This is a genomic window from Rhodococcus sp. Leaf233, assembly GCF_001426165.1.
GTDB classification, from domain to species: Bacteria; Actinomycetota; Actinomycetes; order Mycobacteriales; family Mycobacteriaceae; genus Rhodococcoides; species Rhodococcoides fascians.
Map to the genome: position 1 here is coordinate 908,449 of NZ_LMRO01000009.1, position 16,804 is coordinate 925,252.

General features: G+C 62.7%; 17 protein-coding genes. 14 read left to right on the forward strand and 3 right to left on the reverse strand.

What is annotated here, in order from left to right:
• Positions 1-60: 60 nt before the first annotated feature.
• Positions 61-1,590: an ABC transporter substrate-binding protein gene (locus tag ASH04_RS14965; RefSeq protein ID WP_200937326.1), complete on the reverse strand. Its 1,530-nt coding sequence runs from the start codon at positions 1,588-1,590 to the stop codon at positions 61-63.
• A gap of 77 nt (positions 1,591-1,667) precedes the next feature.
• Positions 1,668-2,108: a DUF3237 family protein gene (locus ASH04_RS14970; RefSeq protein WP_057473855.1), complete on the reverse strand. Its 441-nt coding sequence runs from the start codon at positions 2,106-2,108 to the stop codon at positions 1,668-1,670.
• Between the two features lie 156 nt (positions 2,109-2,264).
• Between ASH04_RS14970 and ASH04_RS14975 the strand changes: the two genes are divergently transcribed.
• A complete protein-coding gene (locus tag ASH04_RS14975; protein ID WP_057473856.1) occupies positions 2,265-2,939 on the forward strand; it encodes a TetR/AcrR family transcriptional regulator in 675 nt (224 codons plus the stop codon).
• A 1-nt stretch (position 2,940) separates the two neighbouring features.
• On the opposite strand, the gene ASH04_RS14980 is transcribed toward ASH04_RS14975, so the two are convergent.
• Positions 2,941-3,543, reverse strand: coding sequence for a TetR/AcrR family transcriptional regulator (locus ASH04_RS14980; protein ID WP_057473857.1), 603 nt, complete (start codon positions 3,541-3,543; stop codon positions 2,941-2,943).
• Between the two features lie 100 nt (positions 3,544-3,643).
• Here ASH04_RS14980 and ASH04_RS14985 point away from each other — a divergent pair, with 100 nt between their 5' ends.
• From ASH04_RS14985 to ASH04_RS15045, 13 genes are all read left to right on the forward strand, one after another.
• On the forward strand, positions 3,644-5,095 hold the full coding sequence (locus ASH04_RS14985) for an APC family permease (RefSeq protein ID WP_082519265.1): 1,452 nt from the start codon (positions 3,644-3,646) through the stop codon (positions 5,093-5,095).
• A gap of 103 nt (positions 5,096-5,198) precedes the next feature.
• Positions 5,199-5,876 carry a TetR/AcrR family transcriptional regulator gene (locus ASH04_RS14990; RefSeq protein WP_057473982.1) on the forward strand — a complete coding sequence of 226 codons (678 nt, stop codon included), beginning with the start codon at positions 5,199-5,201 and terminating at the stop codon, positions 5,874-5,876.
• A gap of 170 nt (positions 5,877-6,046) precedes the next feature.
• Entirely contained in the window at positions 6,047-6,895 is an 849-nt protein-coding gene (locus tag ASH04_RS14995; RefSeq protein WP_057473858.1) for an ABC transporter substrate-binding protein, read from the forward strand.
• 14 nt (positions 6,896-6,909) lie between these two features.
• A complete protein-coding gene (locus ASH04_RS15000; RefSeq protein WP_057473859.1) occupies positions 6,910-7,695 on the forward strand; it encodes an amino acid ABC transporter permease in 786 nt (261 codons plus the stop codon).
• 23 nt (positions 7,696-7,718) lie between these two features.
• Positions 7,719-8,498, forward strand: a complete 780-nt coding sequence (locus tag ASH04_RS15005; RefSeq protein ID WP_057473983.1) for an amino acid ABC transporter ATP-binding protein — start codon at positions 7,719-7,721, stop codon at positions 8,496-8,498.
• A gap of 49 nt (positions 8,499-8,547) precedes the next feature.
• Positions 8,548-10,149, forward strand: coding sequence for a gamma-glutamyltransferase family protein (locus ASH04_RS15010; protein ID WP_057473860.1), 1,602 nt, complete (start codon positions 8,548-8,550; stop codon positions 10,147-10,149).
• Positions 10,150-10,275: 126 nt separating this feature from the next.
• A complete protein-coding gene (locus ASH04_RS15015) occupies positions 10,276-11,076 on the forward strand; it encodes an SDR family NAD(P)-dependent oxidoreductase (RefSeq protein WP_057473861.1) in 801 nt (266 codons plus the stop codon).
• Between the two features lie 87 nt (positions 11,077-11,163).
• Complete coding sequence (locus ASH04_RS15020; protein ID WP_057473862.1) at positions 11,164-12,570, forward strand: purine-cytosine permease family protein; 1,407 nt, start codon at positions 11,164-11,166, stop codon at positions 12,568-12,570.
• Positions 12,571-12,593: 23 nt separating this feature from the next.
• Entirely contained in the window at positions 12,594-13,682 is a 1,089-nt protein-coding gene (locus ASH04_RS15025) for a histone deacetylase family protein (RefSeq protein ID WP_162247538.1), read from the forward strand.
• Positions 13,640-14,326: a TetR/AcrR family transcriptional regulator gene (locus tag ASH04_RS15030; RefSeq protein WP_057473864.1), complete on the forward strand. Its 687-nt coding sequence runs from the start codon at positions 13,640-13,642 to the stop codon at positions 14,324-14,326. Before ASH04_RS15025 ends, ASH04_RS15030 begins: the two co-directional genes overlap by 43 nt.
• A gap of 105 nt (positions 14,327-14,431) precedes the next feature.
• Positions 14,432-14,950, forward strand: a complete 519-nt coding sequence (locus ASH04_RS15035; protein WP_156394554.1) for a hypothetical protein — start codon at positions 14,432-14,434, stop codon at positions 14,948-14,950.
• A gap of 185 nt (positions 14,951-15,135) precedes the next feature.
• A complete protein-coding gene (locus ASH04_RS15040) occupies positions 15,136-15,924 on the forward strand; it encodes an N-acyl homoserine lactonase family protein (protein ID WP_082519267.1) in 789 nt (262 codons plus the stop codon).
• Positions 15,925-16,039: 115 nt separating this feature from the next.
• Positions 16,040-16,795, forward strand: coding sequence for an alpha/beta fold hydrolase (locus ASH04_RS15045; protein ID WP_048319685.1), 756 nt, complete (start codon positions 16,040-16,042; stop codon positions 16,793-16,795).
• Positions 16,796-16,804: the final 9 nt, after the last annotated feature.

The window sequence follows — 16,804 nt, forward strand, 5'->3', positions numbered from 1 at the left end:
GACGCGGAGTGCCATCGGTCGGTCATGTCTGCTCCTGAGGGTTCGGTTCGCGGGAGGGGCTCATCCGGTGATGCGAAAGATCGGGTCGTCGAGCGAGCCGCCGCGCATCTGCACGGTGAAGCCGGGGCGCTGGACGTAGATGAAGGCGTCGTTGATCAGTGGGAGTGCATCGACATCGTCGACCAGTGCCGAGACCGCACTGTTGAGGTAGCTGCAGCGTTCCTCCGGCGAGGATGCAGTCAGTGAGGCGGCGAAGGCTTCGTCCGCGGCGTCGTTCGTTACCCCGCCGACGTTTCCACCGCCCTCCTGGATCGTCGGTCCGACGAAGCTGCCCAACGGACTGGTCAGCGAACCGAGGAAGTTGAGGTCCGCGAACAACGTGAGGTCCCACGCGTCCGGCTCACCGAAGACCGTGCCGATCCAGCTTCCGACGTCGGTGTTCTGAATCGTGACCTGAGCGCCCGCAGCCCGCAACGCCTCGGCAATGTACTCGTTGCCGGCACCGGCGGGACCGGCAATGGACGGGCCGATGAAGCGGATGTTCAGACCGTCGAGGGCCTTCGAGGCAGCGTCGGCGTCCTGCTCGGGAAACGTGGTGTCTGCGGTGGGAACGCAGGGGGTCAGGTTCGATGCGAGCGAGGTCGCGATCTCACCCGTTCCTGCGGACGTCACCTTTTCGAGCATGCTGCGATCGATCGCCTGTGCGACGCCCCGTCGGAGGGCGGGGTCGGCGAGAACACTGCTGGGGCGTTCGTTGAACACGAGGTAGAAGTCGGAAAAGCGATCGACCGATACCCTGTACCCGTCCATGCCGTCGAAGCGTTCCATCGTCGTGGCTTGAATCTTGGCGATGTCCAGTTGCTCGCTCATCACCAGATTTGCCGTAGCGGTGGAGTCCTGAGAAACGAAGTACTCCAAAGTCTTTGCGGGCGTGCCGTCTACCGGTGTCGCCCACGCAGGCCAGCCGTCGTAGTTCTCACGCAATCGGAAGGTGTACTTCACTCCCGGCTGGAACGAATCCAGTACGTACGGCCCCGACTCGCTGCCCTTCGCGGTGCCGGCACCGAGACCCTCGGGATCGGCAAGTCCTGCGGGACAGATGATTCCGGTCGACGAAATGCTCAATCCGGTCATCAGGTCGGGCCAGGGCGCGCCGAGGTCGATGACGACCGTCCCGGCGTTGTCGTCCGCGGTGATCGTCGGCGGTGTTCCGCCGAAGACTTGACCGGGGACGGTCGAGCCGGAGTCCGGACGCGCGAAGTAGTCGAGCGAATTCTTGACGACCCCCGGAGTGATTGCGGTTCCGTCGGAACAGGTTGCGCCCTTGCGGATGGTGAGCGCCGCTTGGGTCGGTGTCGCCGTCCAGTCGGTTGCCAGACCGGCAATCAAGCCGCCGTCGTCTCGGCGGACCAGTGTGTCGTAGGACGTTCGTGCGAGCAGATTGTCAGGAAGCGACAGTGTTTTGGTGGGGTCGAACGTCGACGGCGGATCGATCGTCGTCCGAATCGTGTCTGCGGATTCAGGATTGGTCCCGCCGACACAGGCCGTCGTGAAGAGCGCGCATGCGGCGGTGAATGCGATCGCAATCATGCGAGTATGTCGTGTTGACATCTGGGTGCCTCTCGGGCGGATGCGTGCGAACACGCGTGCGGCGGTGAGATGAGTGATCAGGCCAGAACTTCGAAGACGTCGATCGTGGTGCCGGTTGCGTCGGATGTCGCGCGCCCCACGAACACCGAACGCGTGAGCCACTGAAGTCGCGGTGACGTCGTCCGAAATCGGGGGGTGGACTGGAAGTAGCCCATCTGTTCGCCGGACTCACCGGGGAGGTGGCGGACTATCCCCAGGTTGACCACGTCGACGATGTCGTCCTGATCGGTACGAATCAGGTATCGCGCTTCGACCTGGTATGCGTCGTCTGCGCGAGTCAGGCACCAGTCACCACCGCCGGGAATGATCGTTCCCGAAACATCTCCTTCCATGGTTCCGCCGGTGATGGGGATGAACTCGAGCAGCTCGGCGGCTCGTTGTTCGAGAGGTAGATAGGGGCCGGTGTCGGCGACGATGCGGAATGTGAATCGCAGCTCCGGTGCCGTGGGGGCGTCCATGGCTCGTCCAATCTCGGGTCGTATCGTTTGGTGTTGCAGTGACTATGGTCATAGTCAAGGCAATAGTCAATGGCATTCACTAAAAGAAATGTCGTCGGAACAAGACGGAAACACGTCTGGACGCGCTCGACGCGTCGGACGCGAAGGGATGTGCCGATGAGTTCGGACGTACGCAAGCGCCGCAAGAGGGGATCGCTGTCGCAGGAGGAAATTGTTGCCGCAGCGCTGACGATCCTGGACACAGAGGGCGAGCCGGCGCTGAAGTTCTCGCGCTTGGGTGACGAGCTGAAGTCGTCCCCGACTGCGGTGTACCGACATTTCGCGAGTCGTTACGACCTCCTCATCGCGGTGGCCGATCATCTCGACGAGCTGTCTCTGGACGGCTACGAGCCGACCGACGACTGGCGTGCGGATCTCGAAGATCTTGCCTGGCGCGCGTGGCGAACCACGACTGCGCACCCGGCAGCCGCCGCTGCAACGTTCTCCCTCGTCACCAACGGCCCGAACGAATTACGGGCCGTCGAGTGGGTGTTGCGGGCGATGCACATGGCAGGTCTGCGAGGCCGTGCCGCCGTGATCCAGTATCAGGTCTTCGCGAATCTGGTTCTCGGTTCGGCCAGTGCCGAGGGTGCTCGGCTCAGTGCGTCGGACCCGCGCGAAAAGGAGGACGGGTGGGTGCAGGTGTACGCCCCGAAGCATCCCGAGAAGTTTCCGTATGCAGAGCAAGCCAAAGCCGAACTGGCACTGATGAATTACGAAGAGGTGTTCGCCAAGCAGGTCGAGATGTACCTCGACGCGCTGCAGGCGCTTGCCGCGAAGGGCCGCGAGTAGGTCAGCCCCGGATCGTCGGACATCCCAGTTGCGCTGCAACTGCACGCATTCCGTCGGCCGCTACGTCGTGAGTCGTGATGTGATCGGCCACGATGTGCAGGCCGTATCCGTCCTCGAGGACGACCATCGTCGTCGCCACGAGGTCGCCGCTCGGGGTCGGAGTGAACACTCCAGCACGCTCGCCCGTAGCGATGATGTTCCGGTACGTCGCGGCCTGACGTCGGTCGAGTTCCTGCACCAGCTTTTCGTGCAGCGCAGAGCTGCCGGCGAGTACGTCGAGCTCGAACAGTAGCCGCATCAGAGCATCGTCGGGCCCTGTCGGTAAGCCGGCGTCGATGGCGATGTCCAGTTGTCGACGCGGGTCCTGTGTCGCCGCCACCAGTTCGTCGCGCTCGTCGCAGAACCGCGAGACACCGGCGGCATGAGCCTCGACCAGCAACGAGTCCAGGTCGTCGTAGTAGTAGAGCACGGCACCACGGGTCAAGCCGGCTTCCTTGGCGACGTCGGTCAACGACAACGCGCGCAGCCCGTGCTCGCGACCCGCTGCATACGTCGCTTCGATCAGCGCATTGCGCCTGGCCATCTGGTTCCGCTGGCGTGCCACCTGTTGACAGTACCGAGCGCGCGTGCCAATCTCCTAAGAATTCTTTGACACTTGAGTCAAAGAATATCTCGGCTTCACACTCCAGGAAGCAGGCCGTGTCATGCCCGAAATCCCCAATTCTCCGGTTGCCGCCGATGCACGCTCCGGTCCGCCGCTCGGCGTTTCTGGCACCTACGACAGGGAACTGGCGCGTTCGCTGGGCGTCAGCGGCAACGTCATGCTCACCCTCTCGTCGATCTCACCTGCAGCGAGCGTGTTCATCCTCGGCGGAGCGGCACTGACGGCCTACGGCACCGGGGTGTTCTGGGGCTTCCTGATCGGCGGCATCATCAGCTTGCTCATAGCGCTGTGTTACGCCGAGCTCGGTTCGCGGCACCCCGTCGCCGGTGGTGACTACGCGATGGTCAGTCGAACGCTCGGACCCGCATCCGGGGTTGCAGTCTTCTTCCTGGGGCTCGTCGGTCTTCCTCTGGCGCAGGCCATCTTCGCCCTCGGTGTTGCCGACTACCTCGGAGTCGCGATCTCCGGCGTCGACCCACTCGTCACAGCCCTGGTCGTCACCCTCATCGCAACAGTGGTGGCCTGCTTGAACATTCGTACCAACGCGTGGGTGACCGGGTCGTTTCTGTTCGTCGAGATGGCATCGTTGGTATTGCTCACCGCACTGGGATTGGTACACATCGAACGCCCGATCACCGATCTGCTGAACCCGCAGGCGCTGGACTCGAGCGGGGCTCTTGCCCCCATCGGGATCGCCGGGCTTGTACTCGTCGTCACTCAGGGAGTGCTGTCGCAGTTCGGATACGGCGGCGCGGTGTATTTCGCTGAGGAGACCAAGAACCCGCGTCGAAACGTGGCACGGGCGGTGTTGTATTCCGCCTTGATCACCGTGGTGGTCGAGCTGGTCCCTCTCGTGTCGGTGATGCTGGGAGCGGACTCGATCGAGGGCCTCGTCGGTTCCGATCTGCCGGTCCAGGAGTTCCTCGAGCAACGTGCAGGTCATGCGGTAGCCGTATTCGTATTGCTGACAATGGCTTTGGCCATCCTCAACGCCAATATTGCTCTCGGGCTGCAGGCCGGTCGGTTGTTGTTCGCCGCTGCCCGTGATCAGGCACTGCCTGCTGTGTTGGCCACGCCCCTCTCGCGTGTCTCCGGCTCCGTCAGCATGCCGCGGGTGGCAACGATCGTGATGGGTGTGATCTCGGGTGCCTGCTGTCTCATGCCGATGACCCTGCTGGTCAACGCGACGGGATCCACAGTTGTCGTCGGCTTCGCCTTCATCGCACTGTCGGCTCTCGTCGTTCGTCGACAGCGTGGCGTGGAGCATCCGGAGTTGTTCCGAATGCCGTTGTGGCCGTTGCCTGCACTGGTCGCGCTGATTGTGATCGTCGGCATCGTGGTCATCGGTGTGATGGATCCGGAGCAGTGGTTGAGTCTGGGTATCGCACTCGGCATCGTCGCAGCCGGCTACGCCTACTACTTCGGGTATCTCCGCTCGCGCGGTGCTACCCACCTGTTGTTGCTCGACGCGCAGGACGACGATCGGGTGTGAGTCCCGCGCCCAGCGCTCGTCTCCGCTGAGCCTCGGCTGCTCCGAAGTCGCAATCGAACGCGCGGGTTTGACGTGCGCGGTGTTCGAGGCAAAGGTGAACCGCGTGACGTACGGAGGCGACTGGCAGCCCAGCTCGGTGGATTGGTCGTCCACGCGTGGAAAAATCCTGTTGGCGGCGGCTTCGTTGTTCGCGCAGCGCGGTTACTTCGGTACTTCCACGCGTGACATCGCCGAGGCGGTGCACATTCGCCAGCCGTCGCTCTTTCATCATTTCGAGGCCAAGCACGCAGTCTTTCGGGCACTGGTGGAGATGGACCTCGGGGCTGCGATCCACCGCTTGCAGTGCCGGTTGGCAGAGGACAGCTCGTGGGCGGAGAAGCTGCACCTGACAGTAGCCGGGGACGTGCGGGTGTCGCTGTTGCAAACTTTCGACTCGCGCGGCCTGTATCAAGATGCTGTTCTGACGCAACCGGAGTTCGAAGCCGAGCGCCAGGGCATAGCTCTGTTCCACGAGTTGATGGAGCAGCTGATCATCGGCGGACAGAAAACTGGTGAATTCGTCGATGTGGAGCCGAGTTTCGTGCAGCGAGCGGTGAACGGAGTGCTGTTCGAGACGGTGCGCGAGCAAGGGGGGCCCAATGGGCCCGTCCGCCACGCGCGTCCGCTGCAGGCGGGCGATTTCGTGTTGCGCGCAGTACTGGTGGACCCGGCCGCGCTGTCCGCGGTACGTGAAACGACGCGTCGTCGGCTGGATGACCTCGAGGGCGCAACGGTCGGCTGACCGCACCAGCCCGCCGTTTCTGCATCGTTAGCCGACCGATTTCGCGCAATCGACACAATTCGTAACCCGGTTGACACAGAGTCGGCCTATCGTTTGATAGTCACCACCTATCGAGTGATAGGCGACAGGTGGCAAGAGTTCTCGTTCCCGCCCGATCTGGAGGAAGAACCGTGTTCAAGACCGCATTTTTCGTCGGCGCCGGTGTCGTTGCCCTGCTGGCCACAGGCTGTTCGTCGTCGGACTCGGCAGAGGCGAATGCCCCCTCGGGCCCACCGAAGGTGGCTCCGTCCGCCCTGCAGGAAGCCGGCACCTTGAAGGTGTGCGCCGCAAACGACGGCGCCCCGCCCAGCGTCTACTTCGACGAGGGCGGCGAGTTGGTCGGCAGCGAAGTCGATCTGGCCAAAGCCCTTGCGGCGCAGATGGGATTGAAGACCCAGTTCGTGCAGGCCGGATTCCCCGCCCTGATTCCGACACTGCAGGCAAAACAGTGTGACGTGATCATGGCCGCGCTCTACATCAAACCCGAGCGCGAAGCGATCGTCGATTTCGTGCCGTATCTGTACTCCGGTACCGGAATTGCGGTCAGCGAGAAGGACCCCGCCGACGTGACAGGTCTGGACGACAGTCTGTGCGGCAAGAAAGTCATGGTTGCCGTCGGAACCACCGCCGAGGCACTGGCGCAGGAGCAGTCCGACACGTGCGTGACCGAAGGCAAGCCCTCGGTGGACATCAACCGCAACAACAAGCCGGACGTATCGATTCAGCAGGTGCAGAACGGGCAGATGGACGCCTACATGGATGCCGCCGAGACACTCGGCTACTACGAGACCAAGACCGGGGCACAGATACAGACCGCAGGAAAACCGTTCGGCACCATCAAGATCGGTGCTGCAACGCTGAAAGGGAATGACGAACTGCACGATGCCATCGCAGAGTCGTTGAGTGCGCTCGAGGCCGACGGTACATACAAGAGCATCATCGACCAATGGGGCCAGGGCGACCTGAGCATCCAGGAATAGCGGCGGTCGACGACATGCAGTTCGATTGGCAATTCTTTTGGCAGAGCTTGTTCACTCCGACCGATCGCTTCCTCGACGGACTCGTATTGACCATCGCGATCTCCGTGGTGGCAATGATATTGGCCATCATCACCGGGCTGGCGATTGCCCTCATGCGACGATCTCGTATCGCTGCGGTGCGCTGGGTTGCAGGCGTCTACATCTGGGCCATCCGTGGAACTCCGTTGCTGGTTCAGTTGGTGCTGATCTACACAGGCTTCGCGGCCGTCGGTCTCTATCAGTTCGATGATGTGTCGCTACTGGGGCTTTCGTTGAAGGCGGCCGTGCAAGCTGCGATCCTCGGATTGATGATCAACGAGAGCGCGTACATCGCGGAGATCGTTCGCGCCGGACTCGATGCTGTTCCCAAGGGACAGTTCGAGGCTGCCGCTTCCCTCGGAATGCGACCGGGCAAGCTCATGCGGTGGATCATCGTGCCGCAATCGCTGCGGGTCATGGTTCCGCCCTTGGGCAATTCCTTCAACGGAATGATGAAAACCACGTCGATACTGAGCGTCATCGGGGTGAGCGAGATGTTTCAGGTCACCCAATCCATAAGTTCTGCAACGTTTCACACGTTCGAGATCTTCATCGTGGTTGCTATCTACTATCTGGCACTGACCACGGTCTGGACGGTCATTCAGTCGGCCATCGAGAACCGGCTGGCCCGTCAGGTGGGCATCGAACAGCCGGTACGAATCACCCAACGCCTGTTGGGGGCGCGGCGCTCGGTAGCCGCCTCTCAACCTGCCCACGAATGACGACAGCAGTCGAGGAGAGCGACATGACAGTCAAGACCGAGGATGCCGAGCCCATCGTTCGGGTCCGCAACGCATGCTGCACGCTCGGTGGCCGCCGAGTGCTCGATGAGGTTTCGCTCGATGTTCTGCGTGGTCAGGTCGTGGTGTTGATCGGGCCGTCCGGCGCAGGAAAGACGACGCTGCTGAGGTCGTTGAATCACCTCGAGCAGATCGACGAAGGCGAAATACTCATCGACGGCGCGTCCATCGGCCACCGGGACCTGACCTCCAGGAAGAAGGTCGGGACCACCGAGCTCGCTCGTCGACGCCGCGAAATCGGTTTCGTCTTTCAGCATTTCAATTTGTTTCCGCACATGACCGCCGCCGAGAACATCTGGAACGCCCCGGTGCGTGTTCTCGGAACTCCCAAGCAGACGGCGGTTCGTGAGGCGGCTGTGCTGCTGGAACGGGTGGGGCTGGCCGACAAGGCCGAATCGCGTCCCAGCCAGCTGTCCGGCGGCCAGCAGCAACGCGTGGCCATTGCGCGTGCACTCGCCATGCGGCCCAAGGTGATGCTGTTCGACGAACCCACGAGTGCACTCGACGTCGAGATGGTCGGGGAAGTGCTGGCGGTGATGCGCGAACTGGCGCAAGAGAACATGACCATGGTCATCGTCACGCACGAAATGCGCTTTGCCCGTGATGTTGCCGACCGCATCGTCGTCATGGACGCCGGTCGGATCATCGAGGACGCACCGCCCGAGAAGCTCTTCTCCGATCCGGTTCACGAACGCACGAGGTCGTTTCTGTCGACCATCGACTGAACGGGCCTCGTCGTCACCAATCAACTCGAGACCAAGGAGTATCCAGGCCGTGTCGGAATCGACTGCCACCAGACGTTTCACCGGAGCAGTAGCCACACCTCACACGTCGGCGACCGATGCTGCTCAGCGGGTCTACCGCGATGGCGGCAGCGCCGTCGACGCGGCCATCGCCGCTGCCGCGACCCTGACGGTCGTGTATCCGCAGAACGTAGCGCTGGGAGGCGATCTCATCGCCTTGGTGCGTAGTCCGGACGGTGTCATCCGGTGTGTCAATGCGTCCGGGTGGGCACCGTCGACGACGGACGCACACGCGCTGCGATCTCGGCACAGCAGCGGGCACCTACCGTTCCGCGGTGTCGAGACGATAACCGTGCCCGGGGGAGTGGGCGGCTGGGAGCGCATGCGCGGGTTGGGCGGTCGCCTACCATGGGAACGGTTGCTGCACGATGCGGAGGAGGCCGCCGAACGCGGGGTCCCGGTGTCGGCCTCGCTGGCAGACCACATCGTCGACCCCGAACATGCAGACCTGTTCGGTATGCCGGATTTCGATCGGGTCTTCCGACCGGGTGGACAGCCCCTTCACGCCGGAGAGTCGTTCGCGCAACCCGCACTCGCAGAGACGTTCCGCATCTTGAGAAGCGAGGGATCGGAGAGTTTCTACGAGGGCACTCTCGCCCGCCGCACCGTTGCATTCCTACGCAGTCGGGGTTCCAGCCTCGCCGAGGACGATTTCGTCGAATTCGCCCCGGAGGTGACCGAACCGGTCTCGGTGACATTTCGTGGATTGACCGTGTCGACGAGTCCGCCGAACACCCACGGTTTCGTTCTTCTCCGCGCGTTGCGCGCACTCGACGAACTCGGTTCGAACGACCCTTTGGGCGACGATCTGGGTGCCGTGATGCGAATCTTCCATCACGCCAACGGCCTACGGTCGAAGTGCCTCGCCGATCCGCGTCGGAGCGTCGTGGACGTGGGTGAACTGGTGCACGCGGACCTGTTGGCAACCTCCGCACTGGGAGCGATGACCGAGTGCACGGCACCGGTGCCGCACGGTGACACGGTCGGTATCTCCACCGCCGACAGCGACGGGTACGCGGTGTCCCTCATTCAGAGCGTCTACGGCGGTTTCGGATCGGGAATCATCGATCCCGAAACCGGTGTCCTGTTCCAGAACCGAGGCACCAGCTTTTCCCTCGACGAATCTTCTCCCAATGTCATCGGACCTCGAAAACGCCCGGCCCACACGCTGATGCCGACAATGACCACACAGGGCAGCTCTGTCCGTCACATCCTGTCGACGATGGGTGGTCAGGGTCAGCCGCAGATCATCGCTCAGTTGCTGCTTCGAATACTGAGCGGCGTCGGCCCCGACATCGCCGTAGCTGCACCGCGGGCAATCGTCGGAGTCCAATTCGACGGCAACACAGACGAATCCGTTTCGGTCGAACCAGGATTGTCCGCGCCGGCATGCGCATCACTCGAACGAAGCGGCCTGAACGTTCGACATGTTCCGGCCTTCACCGAAGCTATGGGTCAGTCGAACGTCGTAGTCGTGGGCGATGACGGGTCGATGACCGCGACATCGGATCCTCGGTCGGACGGCTCCGGGTCCGTCGTGCACTACTCGCGCCACGCGAGTCCCGCAATGTGAAACGGTCGACCAAGAACACAAACGTCAGAGAACTTCGATGGACAGCAATTTTATTGCCGAAAAGCACATTCGGCTGTTCTTCTGGGCTAATCTTGGTCGATCGTTCAACTTTGGAGGTAGTAGCTGATGGTGTTCACTCCGGTCGATGTTGCAAGGCCCGTTGCCGTGGTGACGGGTGCAGGTGGCCCCGACGGCATCGGCTTCGCCTGCGCCCGAGCGTTGGCGTCGACGCATTCGCTCGTGATCGCGGCGACGTCGTCGCGCATCGACACCCGTGTCGCGGAGTTGACCGCTACCGGTGCGCAGGCGATCGGCTTCATCGGCGATCTCACGGACTCGTCCACGGCGAAACGCTTGGTGGACGAGGCAGTCGAACACTTCGGTCGAGTCGACGTGCTGGTGAACAATGCGGGCATGACCGCGACCACGGGTAGCGAAGAGCAGACTCCGGCCGAACTCACCTCGGACGACCAATGGCACGCCGCAATCTCACGCAACCTCGACACGAACTTCTTCGTCACCCGCGCTGCGCTCGCACCCATGGTGGAACAGCAGTTCGGTCGAATCGTGAACGTCGGTTCGGTTTCGGGTTCGGTGATGGCCTACGGGGGAGACGCCTCGTATCATGCTGCCAAGGCGGCATTGGTGGGCTTGACGCGGTCGATCGCGATCGACAACGCTCACCGCGGCATCACCGCCAATATCGTTGCCCCGGGCTGGATTGCGACGGGATCGGCAACCGAGCACGAGAACACGATGGGTGCTGCCAGCCCCCTCGGACGTTCCGGTCGGCCGGACGAGGTGGCAGCGCTCGTATCATTCCTCGCCTCGGCATCGGCGTCGTACATCACCGGCCAGGTTCTCGTCGTCGACGGAGGAAACTCCATTGCCGAAGAACGAGGCGTCACCACACCTGCAGTGAACTGATACAGCCGTCGAAAGATACCCCGACACAGTGCATCCGAGGTCCCCTTCACTGGGCAACTTCGCCTCAACCAAGGATCGGAACAACGAATGACGCAGTCGGCCGACATAGCTTCAGCACTCGAAACGCATCACATCGACCCGGTGCCCACCACCGAACGCACAGGAACTGCGCGAGACCTGTTCGCAGTGTGGTTCTCGGCTAACCTCAATGTGGGCAATGCCGTATTCGGCCTGGTCATCTTGACGATCGTTCCCAACTTCTGGGTGGCGCTGGTTGCGACTCTGGTCGGCAACGTGATCGGGACGGCGCTGATGGCCCTGCACTCCGTGCAAGGGGCGAGACTCGGTATCCCACAATTGATTCAGAGTCGCGGACAGTTCGGTTACAACGGTGCTCTCATACCGGTGATCGCGGCCTTCTTGATGTACGCGGGATTGACTGCATCGGTCACCATAATCGGCGGGCAAGCATTGACGGCCGCAACCGGCATAGCTCTGCCGGTTGCCATGTCGATCGTGGCAGTGGCAAGTCTGCTGATCGCGGTCGTCGGCTATCACGCCATCCATGCGGTGTGCCGATGGGCGCAGATTCCCCTGACCGCGATACTTCTGACGGTGATCGTGGCTGCCTTCCTCCGCGATGGGGCTCCGGTGACCACGTCGCAGGACGTGTCGTGGGGTGCCTTCCTCACCGGCACCGGTGTCGCGGTCACATTCGCTCTGACATACGCACCCTTCGTGTCGGACTACTCCCGTTATCTGCCGGAAGACACCTCGGGACCGGCCATCTTCGGGTGGACCGCCGCGGGTGTGTTCCTTTCCGCGACGGGGGTGTGCGCCCTCGGCTTGCTGCTGACCGCGAAGTTCGGGTTCGGAGACATCTTCCAGAGTGCCGACGCGGCGCTCGGAGGCGGCCTACTCGGTTCGGTCGTTCTCGCGGCAACTGCCGCGGGCCTTGCCGTCACCAATGTCCTCAACATCTACGGCGGGATGCTCAACCTCGTCACCGGTCTGTCCACCTTCGTTCGCGTACCTGCTTCGCTCCGCACACGGGTTCTGATGATGATGCCAACTTTCGTCCTCGGGACGGCCGCCGCCACCATCGCGTATCAGAGTTACGCGCAGAACCTCCAGGCGTTCCTGTCCGTGCTCTTGCTGCTGCTCACTCCGTGGGGTGCGGTCAACCTGGTCGACTACTACGTGGTCCAGCACGGCGCGTACAACGTGTCCGCCATGTATGCGAAGGCAGGTCCGTATTGGCACGACCCCGTCAATTGGACCTACTACGGGCTGAACCTCAAGGTCCTGATCGCATACTTCGCCGGCGTTGCCACCGGGATCCCGTTCATGACCAGTGCATGGTTCACTGGGGCGTTCAGCACGGCGCTCGGGGGTGCCGACGTGTCCTGGATACCCGGGCTGGCCGTCACCGCAGGCGTCTACCTCGTCCTCGCGCGCAAGCGATCTGTCCAGCCGACCACCGTAAGCCGCTGAATCCCTACATCTTCGGAGACTCGATGACGTCAACTTCCGCCCGTCCGATCCCCGTCGTGACAAGTCCGGAACACCGGGGCCATGCCCCGCCCGTCGAGGTGCAGTGCGGGCGACCGATTCCGGCGTTCGACACCGTCGCACGAATGGACGCGATCCACCATGCTCTCGCAGGTGAACCGAATGTCGAGTTGATCGGACCGGACGTCGATAGTGCTGTCCTTGAGAGCATTCGAGGCGTACACGACACGGCACTCGTCGACTTTCTCGGGCAAGCATGGTCGGCGGCCGATGTGCCGGACGACGGCGTCGAGCTGGTGTTCGCAGACACGTTCAGCCACCCAGGTCTGCATGCTCCGACCGTTGCCGCGAAGAAGCCCCAGGACGCAGGTGCTTTCGGACAGTACTGCTTCGACACCATCACCGGTATCGGGCCGGGTACCTACGACGCTGCGATCGGGTCGGTGAGTACTGCACTGACCGCCATGAGACGAGTCGCCGACGGCGCTCCTCTGGCTTTGGCATTGTGCCGGCCTCCGGGCCATCACGTGTCGGCGGATGCGTTCGGAGGTGGGAGCTACCTCAACAATGCCGCGATCTCCGCGCAGTCGTTGCGAGACAGCGGTGCCGACAGGGTCGCCATCCTCGATGTCGATTTTCATCACGGCAACGGGACACAATCGATTTTCTACGATCGGGCAGACGTGCTGTACGCCTCGCTGCACGGTCACCCGGACCGTAGCTATCCGTACTTCACCGGATATGCGGGAGAAGCGGGATCCGGTCACGGACGCGGAAGCACGCTCAATCTTCCCTTCGCGGAAGCGATCGAGGGTCCCGCGTACCTCGCCCTCTTGGATGGCGCGCTGTCGGCGATCTCGAAGTTCACTCCCGACCTCATCGTCGTGTCCCTCGGCTTCGACACCTTTCGCGGGGATCCGGGTGGGGATGCCGCGCTCGATCGTGCCGATTATCGCGAGATGGGTCGTGCGATCGCTGATGTCGGCGTACCAGTGCTCGCGATTCTCGAGGGCGGCTATTCTGTGTCCGAGCTCGGCGACAACGTCGGTGCGTGGTTGTCCGGCGCGACGAACGCGTCCACAGTGGGAGGGTAGCGATCACCGAACACGGCGGGAACGGTTCTGCGGATCTGCCCGATGCCCTGAGCAAGATGCCGCCGAGTCGCCGCGGCGTCGCCAAGAAGAACGCGATCGTGGACGCAGCTCTCGAGGTGGTCAGTGAGATGGGGATCGCAGGCCTGTCGATGCGAGTGGTTGCTGCTCGAGCGGGGATACCGCTCGGCGCCGTGGGCTACTACTTCGAGGGAAAAGACGACCTGATTCAGGCAGCGTTCGACCGTCACATTCAGCGCGAAACGGCGCGGGTCACCTCGGCGATCGCTCGCATCGGCGAGCACCCATCCACAGACGATCTGGCCGATCGGTTGGCCGATCTCGTCATCGATGGTCTGACGCACAAGCGTTTTCAGCTTCTGGCCGAATACGAATTCACCGTCGAGGGTGTGCGGCGTCCCGCGTTGGCGCGCGCATCCGCCGCCTGGCAGGCAACGCTGAACATCCAGTTGCAGACCGTTCTGAAGAACATGGATTTCACGAGCCCGAGGACGGATGCTCGTCTGATCCTGGCGGTGCTCGCCGGTCTCGAGGTCGATCACCTGCCGAACGAGCTCCGGCCCGCGGATGCTCGAACTATCAGAGAAGTGCTGAGGCGACTGGTGCAGTCGCTCGACAAAGGTTGAGGCACAGCAGAACCTGAGAGTTCGAGCGAATACCGCGCTCGAAGTCATCCTCTACATCTGTCGCCGGCACCTCGGCCGGTGACCCCGACATGAAAGGTGCCGACTGTGGCACGTGTTGAGATCACTCGAATGACGAAGGCCCTCTCGGACGCGGCATTCATCGCGATCGCCGAGGCCACCAAGTACTCGATCGGAAGGCGGGTGTGCGGCAAAGAGCCCAGCGAACTCGAACCGGTAGACGTCACCGTATTCACGCAGGTGCCGTGGATCGGTACCGAGTCCGGCTACGCCGTTGAAATCATGCCCCAGCTTGCGACCGAGGATCAACCGGCGACGGTCGAAGCCTGCGATCGACTGGCAGCAGACATACTGAGCGACGTCGTGGCGGTCGTTCCCCGCGGCGCTCCGTTCCATGTGTGGGTCAACAACGGTGGATTGACTGGATTCGCCGAGGGTTTCGGAGCCTCGGCGAATCCGATTCTGACCCGGGACAGCTATGTCGCAGTTCTCGGTCACGCCGTCACGGACCAGGTATGGGAGTCCGCGAGCGCGCTCGCCGAGGAGGAGGGGCAGTGGGCGTTGCTTCAACACCCCGAGTCCGTCTATCGAGCGCTTTCCACGTGACGGCTCCGCAAGTTGGACGTTCGTCTCACAAACGCATAGCGTGATGCCTCACGTAAAGCCCTATACTACGTGTAGGGTCGGACAAAACTTGGTCGAACGTTCCACTTAGCAGGTAGGAATTCAATGGATGCCATGAGGCTGGACGCAACAATGGCCCTGCGAAAATCATGTGAGCACGGTGCCCGATGACTACACCTACCTGTGAACGCATGTTCTGTCTGACCTTGGCCTTCGACGAGATCCCCGAGCACATTTCGATCGAGGGCGGCTCCGACCGCGTTCTCGTCGAGCCGGTGTGCGCCATCCTCGTCAAGACGACCATCGGCTGGGTCCTGCTCGACACCGGAACCGATGCGCGACGGTTCCGCGGTCCCGATCCCGACGATTCCTACGCGCCGTGCGCTCCTCCCACCTTCCCCACCGACGGGGATCCGTTGATCGATGCCCTTGCGGTTCATGGACTGACGCCCGCCGACCTCGCTTTCGCGTCGATCTCTCATTTGCATCTGGACCACTCGGGAGGACTTCGGCATCTCGCCGACGCAGGTGTCGAAGTATTCGTGCAACGGCGCGAACTCGAATTCGCAATGGACACGGCCGGGCGGGCCGACGCCTACTTGCGCGAGGACTACTCGAACCCGAACATCAAGTGGCGCATCCTCGATGGTGACGCAGAGCTCGCCCCGGGTATCGACGCGATCTCGACGCCGGGACACACCCCGGGGCACATGTCGTATCGGGTTCGGATGGCGAAGTCCGGAACGTGGATCTTCACGATGGATGCCATCGATCTGCAGGCCGGCATCGATGAGAACCGTCTGGTCGGAACCCATGCAGTGCCGGAAGATGCTCCGCTGGTACGTCTGTCGCACGATCGGCTGATCGACCTGGCGGCAGCCGAGGGGGCTCGCTTGGTCGCCGGGCACTGCCCGGTCACATGGCCGAACGTAGCCACCGTCGCCGGTCACGAGTAGGTCCGGGTCGAGCGAACAAAACGGTGCGGCGTGTAGCGTCTCGAGCTGCGCGGCAACCGAGTTTCGAGTGGTGGCGCGTCGGGGCATGTCACCGTCGACGAAACGAGAGCAATCGATGAGCACCAAACCTCCACTTCTGTTGCTGCACGGAGTGACGATGTCGGCTCGAGCGTGGGACACCGTCGCACCGTTGCTCGAGAGGAACTACGACCTCGTCGTCCCCACTGCAGCGGGGCACCGCGGTGGACGTCGTCTCGATCATGCGAGTATCGGTGCTCTGACCGATGTGACAGAGCAGCTGCTCGATGATCGTGGTCTCGACACCGTGCACATCGCGGGCAATTCGATGGGAGGGTGGATGGGTATCGAGCTCGCTCGCAGAGGCCGGGCCCGTTCGGTGTGCGCGCTCTCGCCCGCCGGTTTCTGGGAGCCCGACGCCGATCCCGGTAAGAGTCGAGCGACGTTGATCCGAACCAAGAAGCTGGCCGACGCCACCAGCTCACTGATGCCGCCGCTGATGCGGTTCGGGTTCGTTCGCCAGCTCGCCATGCGTGATATTGCGTTGCGCGGCAAGCAGATGACGCACCAGCAGGCTACCGAATCATTCGAAGACCTCGTCGGATGCGATGCGGCTCACGACCTGTTGAACACCCGCGAGAGCGTGGCACCGTTCACCGAAATGCCGTGCCCCCTCACCGTGGCGTGGTCGAGTGGAGACCGCATCTTCCCGCCCGAACATTTCGTCCCTGCGGCCCGTCAGCGGCTACCCGGGGCGCATTTCGTCACGCTGGCAAACGTCGGCCATGTGCCGATGATCGACGATGCGGCACTGGTGGCGAAGACGATCGAGGAGTCCATAGTCGGTCGTTGACCACAAGAA